Source organism: Pseudoalteromonas sp. SR44-5 (assembly GCF_014163675.1).
Taxonomy (GTDB): Bacteria; Pseudomonadota; Gammaproteobacteria; order Enterobacterales; family Alteromonadaceae; genus Pseudoalteromonas; species Pseudoalteromonas rhizosphaerae.
The window spans coordinates 1-719 of sequence record NZ_JACJDT010000153.1; the positions used below are offsets into that span (position 1 = coordinate 1).

General features: G+C 53.0%; 1 protein-coding gene. It reads right to left on the reverse strand.

Going from position 1 to position 719, the window contains the following annotated elements; all coding sequences use genetic code 11:
• Positions 1 to 719, reverse strand: a 719-nt coding sequence (locus H5154_RS22950) for an Ig-like domain-containing protein (RefSeq protein WP_182719756.1), incomplete at both ends; no start/stop codon positions are given.

Here is a 719-nt window from a genome sequence, read left to right on the forward strand (position 1 = left end):
TCGTTCGTCGCAGCCAACGGATCAATATCAAAGGTTGGCGCAAGAGTATCGATCACTCCGCCATTTTCTGTGTCGCTAGCGGTATTGCCGGCGGCATCGGTGACGCTGGCATCAACAACAAAAGCACCTTCTGCAAGCGGGGTCGGTACATCCACCGACCAACTGCCATCTGCAAGTACTGTCGCCGTTAAGGTTTGTATATCACCATTGGCATCGGTGACTGTAATGCTCACCAACCCACCTATTTCATCACTGCTACCAGTGATGGTAGGCGTGCTGTCGTTGCTATCAGCCAACGGGTTGATATCAACCGTCGGTGCAAGAGTATCGATCACCCCACCATTTTCTGTGTCACTGGCGGTATTGCCGGCGGCATCGGTGACACTAGCATCCACTTGGAATGCGCCTTCTGCAAGTGGGATCGGTACATCCACCGACCACGTACCATCAGCCAGTACCGTCGCAGTTAAAGTTTGCACCGTGCCGTTAGCATCTGTCACAGTGATACTTACCAGTCCACCAATTTCATCACTGCTACCAGTAATGGTAGGCGTGCTATCGCTCGTTGCAGCAAGCGGATCAATATCAAAGCTTGGCGCTTGAGTGTCAATTACTCCGCCGTTTTCAGTATCAGACGCGGTATTACCTGCCGCATCAGTGACGCTGGCATCCACTTGGAATGCGCCCTCTGCAAGCGGCGTCGGTATATCCACCGACCA